This window comes from Candidatus Poribacteria bacterium (genome assembly GCA_021295715.1).
Classification (GTDB): Bacteria; Poribacteria; WGA-4E; order WGA-4E; family WGA-3G; genus WGA-3G.
The window spans coordinates 1-7,042 of sequence record JAGWBV010000133.1; the positions used below are offsets into that span (position 1 = coordinate 1).

The following is a 7,042-nucleotide window of genomic DNA, read 5'->3' on the forward strand; positions in this document are numbered from 1 at the left end:
AAGTACGCCCATGAAAGGGCATCTCACTCTCCTGACGAATTCAAGGTCCAGGAGCGGTCGGAGTTTCTCAAATTCTTGGAGGCTGAGGAACGAGAGACCCTCCTTGAAATTGGGTGTGGTCCCGGTTGGGATGCCCAATTTTTTCAAAGTCAAGGGCTCCGAGTTTTGGCGGTGGACAATACGCCAACGATGGTGAATCTCACTGCAGAAAAAGGTATCGCTGCTCAGGTTTTGGACTGTTACGATCTCGACCAAATTAACGAGCGTTTTGATGCGGTATATACCATGAATTGTCTCCTGCATATACCGAAACAGGACTTTGATCGGATTTTGCTTCTGATTTCAAGGCGGCTCAACGATAATGGTTTGATGTATATCGGCATTTGGGGAGACCAAAACTTTGAAGGTATCTGGGAACAGGATGGATATGAGCCGAAGCGGTTTTTCTCTTTCTGGAAGGTAGAGGCACTTCTCGAAGTCCTACAACGATCATTTAAGTTAGAATACTACCGGCGATTAGAGCCTCATGAAGGTAGGATATTCAATTCTCTTATTGTTCGTAAACGGATGGAGGTATGAAATGAGAAGGATAGTTTTCTATATTCTGAGCGCGGCAGGAGCGAGGCGATTGAGGACGACGCAATGGTACTCTATTACTCGTTCGATGAGGGAAAGGGAAAAGAGATTGAAGACCTGAGCGGCAAGGGAAACCATGGTACGCTTGAAGGCGATGCTAAATGGGAGAAAGATGGAAAGATCAACTCGGGAGTGTTTTTTAACGAACAGATTCAGAAAGGGGTCGTCGCCGCCGAAGCATCTGACAGTCTTGCAATTACCAAGAGTTTGACGATGGAGGTATGGGTATACCCAGAAAGCGTCGGCGATTATCGCAATGTGCGCGGACAGGCGGGACCTCACACATATTATCTGAGTATCCATCAAGGAAAACCCTCAGTGTGGATGGGATGCCCCGGTGCTGGTGGACGCACATGGAACAGCGCAAAGAACGAGATTCCGAACGATAAATGGTCGCACGTTGCCGCCGTTTACGAGTTTGATAAGGAACTTCGGCTTTATATCAACGGCAAACTTGATAATACCTATAAAGTGCAAGGCGAAATTCCGACTTCTCCGGCAGATCACTGGTTCGGCAACCGTCTCGATGGTCCGTGGCCCTATGGCGGAAGGCTTGATGAATTCGTCATCTATAACCGTGTCCTGACCGAAGATGAGATTCAGCAAGATATGGAGCAGGTTTTGAGTGTATCGCCGTTGGACAAAGCGGCGACGACTTGGGGACTACTAAAAAAAATTGCGAGATAAGTACAGAAAAAACAATGTCGGACATTCGATTCGCGAACCCAGACGATGAGGAAGCAATCCACCGAATCCTACAGGAGACCTGGGGAGAATCGCTGCTCTCTGATGTGTTCACCGATCACATCTCGTCGCCTGAGCATCAAGTCTTCGTGGCAGTGGATAATGGCAAAATCGTAGGTTTTCTTTCCGCTTTTCTGGTACTCAGCGCAATACCTCGATGGGAAATAGATCTTATTATTGTTCGTTCTACGCGTCGAGGAAAGGGTATAGGCACCTCTCTCATTGAAGAAGCGTTAACCTACGGTTCTAATCTCGGGGTGCATTGCGCGGCGGCATCCATCCGCATTGACAATTATCCAAGCCAAGGAGCTTTTTCCAAGGCGGGATTTACAACGGATGCTCAAGTGCGTAGTCTTTTTCTTTGGGATCCTTTAGCTTGCCAACCCACCACCAATGTACCGGAGACTGTCCATCTTATACCCGTCAATACATTACTCTATCGCGGGTTGTGGATTGAAGGATTTATTGCGTCTCAACTATCCGTGAAGGAACAGCACAATGTGATTCGTGCGGCTCAAAATCGTATTTCTCATGAGAACCGCATGAATACAGGACTGTTTATCCCAGACAGTCTTAAACAGACGACCGTCCCTGACCTATTAACCCCCGCCACCAACCACGGCCAATACCACCGGTGGGAATACGCATTCAAATAGGAATTGCTATGACACAATCATCTCTCCAAGTTGGGAATATGGTTCAACCTGTTGCTTCTGTTGATTTACCTCAGAGAACCGACTATGTGGGTAAGTTTGTTACCCTGTCTCCAGTCGATCCACAAGCCGATGTTTCGGAACTTTATGAGTGCTCCCACGGGTCGGATATAAAGGAGCAAATCTGGACCTACATGAGTTACGGTCCCTTTGACAACAGACATAGCATGCAGGAATGGCTTGCGGAAGGGACTCAATCAAGCGATCCACTCTTCTTTACCGTTCACCACTATGAATCGAAGCAACGCATTGGTATGGTAAGTTTTCTGAATATCGTCTCTGATATGCGACGACTGGAACTTGGGCATATTTGGTATTCACTGGATTTTCAGAGATCAAACGTGAACACGGAAGCCATATACCTCATGCTCTGCGAGGCTTTCGATAGGCTGCAATACCGACGCGTCGAATGGAAATGCGATTCTCTGAATGAAAAGTCTCGATCTGCAGCGATGCGACTCGGTTTTAAGTTTGAAGGTATCTTCAGACAACATATAATCGTAAAAGGTCGGAACAGGGATACTGCTTGGTTTTCAATGTTGGACAGCGAATGGCCTGCTATTAAGAAAAACATGGAAATGTGGTTGTATCAGAACCCTGACCGAAAGTTGTCCTTAACAGCACTCAACAATAATAAGTAAGGAGAAATATTCATGGGAAAATTCAGACTTGCCTGTCACCTCATCCAGTTTGGTGGTGAACAGCAAGAGAATCCAGAAAAAGTATTGCGCGAAGTCGCCGATGCGGGTTGGGACGGGGTCGAAAGTGTTCCTATGGAGGACGCAGAAGGACTCGTTGAAATGGCAACCCTTGCGCGCAGTCTTGGACTTCATATCGTCAACGCAGGTAGTGCGGGACTTGACAAGATAAAGTTCAATATCACACTGGGCAACAATGCCGCTGAAGTCCCATCATTACGTCGGAGTGAATGGGGCGGTGCCGATCCAAGCGATGCGGATTTTGAGAACGCTGCACGAACCTTAGACGACATCCTGGCATTCTGCGACGCGCACCACATCAAAGGCTTCCATCACGCACATCTTGGCACAATGCTTGAGACGGTTGAAGATGCCGAACGCCTCTTGGCAGTTGCGCCGAGCCTCTGGTTGCTATTTGATACAGGGCACATGCTCGCTGCGGGGAGTGATCCGATGCAGGTTTTTGAGAGCGAAAATTTGCGGAATAGGATTGGACACGTCCATCTCAAGGACTGCCACGCCAACGATCCAGAAACATGGGACTATAGAACGCAACGTTTCGGTGAGCAGGCGCGTTTTGCTGAACTGGGTGCGGGGAACTTAGGGCTTGATGTCAAAGCTGCTTTGGAAGGACTCGAATCCGTCGGTTATGACGGATGGGTCTCTGTCGAACTCGACCGTCCCTATCCGCCACGCCCACCGGCTGAAGCTGCAGTCGTAAATCGAGAATATCTGAGGGGTCTTGGATATTGAACGGAGGCACACTACTATGCTGAAGCGAATCAAAATTCAGGGGTATAAATCACTCGTGGATCTTGAGCTAAATCTCAAATCTCTTTCCGTGCTCGTGGGTCCTAACGCCTCAGGAAAGAGCAATTTCCTTGATGCTCTACAACTTTTGTCTCGGATGTCAACCTGTCATACCTTGGAGGAAACATTTGAGCCTCCATACCGAGGGCATCCACTGGAATCGTTCACTTTTGGAGATGAAGGTATCAAGAGCCTTCTGGAAAAGGAAAAAGTGTCGTTCAGTATAGAGGTAGATGTTCAACTTTCCGCAGCAGTTATTGAAAGTGTCAATCAGCGTATTGAAAAAATAAGAGAAACAACGGCAAAAAGCACGCAAAGTGCTGATAAATCTGTTTCGGATCGGCGGGTACTTGTGCGTGAGAAAGATCTACGGTACCGAATTGAGGTCGAAATGCTTCCAGAATTCGGCATCTTACGCGTGGCAGATGAATATCTCGCAGCATTAACCGAGGAAGGGCACCCAAAACAGAACAGGAAGCCTTTCTTAGAACGCACCGGGGATCGGTTGCATTTGCGGATGGAAGGACAAGCGCATCCACTCTACTATGAACGCTACCTTGACTACAGTATCCTTTCGAGGTCGCACTATCCTCCTCATTATCCTCACTTGACTGCAATGCAGCAAGAGTTGGCGAACTGGCTTACTTTCTATCTTGAGCCCAGAGAACAAATGAGGCTCCCAAACCCAGTCAAAGCAGTTCACGACATTGGATCAATGGGGGAGGATCTCGCAGCCTTTCTCAATACTTTGCAAGCTCGTAATAAGCAACAATTTCAATCTGTCCAGAAATCGCTCCATACCATGATTCCGTCTATAACGGGAATTGATGTCAGTGTTAACGAATTAGGTGAAGTTGAATTAGATTTGCGTGAAGGTGAAAAGCGCATTTCTGCCCGCGTTTTATCGGAGGGCACATTTCGGATTTTAGGGCTTTTGGCACTCGTTGGTGCCGAAGAGCCTCCGGCACTGATAGGATTTGAGGAACCAGAAAATGGCATTCACCCTCGCAGGATTCGGCGCATTGCTCAGTTTTTGGAAACTCGTATGACTCTTGAAGATACTCAGTTCATTGTGACAACACATTCGTCGCTTTTACCCGACCTTATTCCTCCCGAATCGTTGTATGTTTGCCGTAAGGTTAACGGGAACACAGAAATTGAACCTTTCAATATGATGCATGTGGGCCCACTATGGAAAAAATCAGATATTGAGGTAGCATTGGACGACGAAGATGCTCTATCCCCTTCAGAACGTATCTTGCGGGGGGATTTTGATGCGTAACATCAGTCTATTCACGGTTTTTGTGTTCCTCTGACAGGCAGTTTCATCTTTACGCTAAACCCGCAGCATGCCGTCCGGCAGCTGGGTCTCCGGCAGCATAGAACGTTCCACTATCTTTGTCAATATGGAGCATGGAAGGCGCAGCAATAGCACCTCCGTGTGCTCTAACTTGATGACCGCGACCGGCAAGCTCCTGCCGGACGTTTTCGCTGACACTATTGTTGATCGTCAACGAACCCGCTTGCCCGAACGTCTCTATACGGTTCGGATTCGGATCGAATGAGTCTTCGTGATGTGCGGTAGCGAAGCGTGGTGCTGTGACAGCATCTTCCGGTAGCATACCGAATTCAACGAAATCGAGTAGCAAATTCATCGTCGCTTGATCTTGCAGATCACCACCCGCAACGCTGATTGCTAAAATTGGGGCACCGTCTTTGAGAACGAGTGTAGGGGTCAGCGTGATTCTCGGACGCTTTCCGGGCTGGATACAATTCGGATGTCCGGACGTTGTATTGAGACTGCGTAAACGATTGCCGTAACTGACACCCGTCGGTCCGACCATGCCTCCTGCATGATAGACATTCGCACTCGGTGTCGCAGAGACGACATTTCCCCACCGATCAGCAACCGCACAGGTCGTCGTTCCACCGACTCCGGGTCGAAATACACCACCTGCCTTCAGGGGTTCCATGTTATCCACATCACCGGGTCTCGCTTCGTGCGATGCTTTCTGCATATCGATGAGCGGTCGGCGAATCTCAGTGTAGGCATCCGAAAGCAATGCGGTCATTGGGACATCTACAAATTCCGGGTCGCCATAATACGCATCGCGGTCAGCCATCGCTAATTTAAGTGCTTCCGTAACCGCATGCACGTAGTCTGCTGAGGAGTTGCCCATCGCTTTGAGATCGAAGCCTTCCAATAGACGCAATGCCTGACAGAGATAGGGACCCTGTGTCCATGGACCGCACTTGTATACCGTATACCCTCGATAATCCACCGTTACTGGGTCTTCAACAAGCGTAACATGGGCAGCGAGATCTGCCTTACGAAGAAACCCACCCTTGTCAATGTAAAAACCTTCTAACGCATCGGCAATATCGCTATTAGCACCGTTCCGTCCATAGAAACGATCACTTGCGGCTTGGATTTTATCCTCGCGGCTACCAGACGTTTTCTGTTCCGACACAATCATCCGACGCAGGGTAGTCGCCAAATCAGGATGCCAATCTGCCTCGCCAGCATCAAGGAGTGCCAGTGTGGGCGATACGATCTCCTCAAATGTCTTTGTGCCATACAACTTGAGCGTGGTCGTGCAGAGGTCGACAACCGACGGGACGGGTGCCATTTTAATGTCGCCGTTGGGGATATCGTTCTCGATGTACCAATCAATCGCATCTTGCGAAAGCGGGGCACGTCCCTGTCCTGAGAGGGATTTCACTTCCTGTTTTTCCGAGTCAAAGATAAGGAGTGGCACCTCACCCCCGATAGAACAGGCACCATGGTCTGTAACATTGAGTGCGAGAATCGTTCCTGCCGCTGCGTCTGCCGCATTTCCGCCTGCTTCCAGAATCTCGATTCCTGCGGCGACAGCCTTTGCACCGCCTGCGGCAACGACTCCCGTTTTACTAACGGCTTTCCATCCAATTTCTTGAGTATTTGGCATCGGTCTCTCCTTTGCATAAGCGTCAGAGGAATGGTTGTCAGTACGGATTTTCTGCGAAAATCCTTTCGGTTGTCGGCAGTCAGTCAGAAGAGGCTTTTGTTAACGAAAACCTCTTAACTGATAACCATTCTTCTGATTCTCTTCTTTGGGTTAGAGCATAGCATAAAAATTCATCTTGTGCAACTTCTAATAGTAATAGAGCAGATTCGTTTATGGTAGATTTTAGAATTACCTATACACTCTACACCGGTTCGGTTTCTTAACCGAACTGGGCTGAACCCAAGAACAATGCGCCCACATATAGTGAAATATCCCTAAATTGACACCCATGGTGCGGTTAGGAAACCGCACCATAGGTGTCAATTTAAAAAAAGGGTGGTTTTCCCATCTCCCAGGTCCGGTAGGTGCGGTTTCCCAACCGCACCATAGGTGTCAATTTAGGGAGTTTTCAGTAGCCTCTTTGAGTTTGCGAAAGGTAGTATTTTTTCCAGAG

The 7,042-nt window shown here is 48.4% G+C and carries 7 protein-coding genes; 6 read left to right on the forward strand and 1 reads right to left on the reverse strand.

The window, feature by feature from the left end; translation table 11 throughout:
• The 6 genes from J4G07_21445 to J4G07_21470 form a co-directional block, all read left to right on the forward strand.
• The coding region (locus J4G07_21445) for a class I SAM-dependent methyltransferase (protein ID MCE2416550.1) at window positions 1-579 on the forward strand (579 nt) is incomplete at its 5' end.
• Between the two features lie 63 nt (window positions 580-642).
• Window positions 643-1,323 carry a LamG domain-containing protein gene (locus J4G07_21450; GenBank protein MCE2416551.1) on the forward strand — a complete coding sequence of 227 codons (681 nt, stop codon included), beginning with the start codon at window positions 643-645 and terminating at the stop codon, window positions 1,321-1,323.
• Window positions 1,324-1,337: 14 nt separating this feature from the next.
• Complete coding sequence (locus J4G07_21455; protein ID MCE2416552.1) at window positions 1,338-2,036, forward strand: GNAT family N-acetyltransferase; 699 nt, start codon at window positions 1,338-1,340, stop codon at window positions 2,034-2,036.
• 8 nt (window positions 2,037-2,044) lie between these two features.
• Window positions 2,045-2,734 carry a GNAT family N-acetyltransferase gene (locus J4G07_21460; GenBank protein MCE2416553.1) on the forward strand — a complete coding sequence of 230 codons (690 nt, stop codon included), beginning with the start codon at window positions 2,045-2,047 and terminating at the stop codon, window positions 2,732-2,734.
• A gap of 12 nt (window positions 2,735-2,746) precedes the next feature.
• Entirely contained in the window at window positions 2,747-3,544 is a 798-nt protein-coding gene (locus J4G07_21465; GenBank protein MCE2416554.1) for a sugar phosphate isomerase/epimerase, read from the forward strand.
• 16 nt (window positions 3,545-3,560) lie between these two features.
• A complete protein-coding gene (locus tag J4G07_21470; protein ID MCE2416555.1) occupies window positions 3,561-4,883 on the forward strand; it encodes an AAA family ATPase in 1,323 nt (440 codons plus the stop codon).
• 49 nt (window positions 4,884-4,932) lie between these two features.
• On the opposite strand, the gene J4G07_21475 is transcribed toward J4G07_21470, so the two are convergent.
• Window positions 4,933-6,549, reverse strand: coding sequence for a gamma-glutamyltransferase (locus J4G07_21475; protein ID MCE2416556.1), 1,617 nt, complete (start codon window positions 6,547-6,549; stop codon window positions 4,933-4,935).
• Window positions 6,550-7,042 lie beyond the last annotated feature (493 nt).